This is a genomic window from Olavius algarvensis spirochete endosymbiont (assembly GCA_900608495.1).
Lineage (GTDB): Bacteria > Spirochaetota > Spirochaetia > DSM-2461 > DSM-2461 > UBA2779.
In genome coordinates, this window is the sequence record UWYT01000333.1 from 1 (window position 1) to 631 (window position 631).

At 60.7% G+C, this 631-nt stretch carries 1 protein-coding gene; it reads right to left on the reverse strand.

Annotated elements, in window-relative coordinates:
• Positions 1–631: NHL domain-containing protein (locus tag S1OALGB6SA_RS09870; protein WP_195910425.1), on the reverse strand; the 631-nt coding region annotated here is incomplete at both ends.

The window sequence follows — 631 nt, forward strand, 5'->3', positions numbered from 1 at the left end:
ACCCCCGCCGGCGTGATTTTCCGGATGCGGTGGTTGTTAGTATCTGCCACATAGACATTGCCGGATGAGTCCACAGCCACTCTCTCGGGGAAGTTAAACTTTGCCTCTTTGCCTCTGGTGTCCACATGACCCGGTGTGGCTGTTCCGGCCAAGGTGGTTACCTCCTCCCCCGCCGGCGTGATTTTCCGGATGCGGTGGTTGCTTCTATCTGCCACATAGACATTGCCGGATGAGTCCACAGCCACTCCGGAGGGGCTGTGAAAGCGTGCCGCTGTGCCGGTGCCATTCGCATCACCCTCTGCGCGATCGCCGGCCAAGGTGGTTACCACCCCCGCCGACGTGATTTTCCGGATGCGGTTGTTGCTATAATCTGCCACATAGACATTGCCGGATGAGTCCACAGCCACGCCTTGGGGTCTGTCAAACTTCGCCGCTGTGCCGGTGGCATCCGCAAAACCGCTTGTGCTGCCGGCCAAGGTGCTTACCACCCCCTCCGGCGTGATTTTCCGGATGCGGCTGTTGAGTGTATCTCCCACATAGACATTGCCGGATGAGTCCACAGCCACGCCGCGGGGGCCGCTAAACTGTGCCGCTGTGCCGGTGCCATCCGCAGAACCCGCTGTGCCACTGC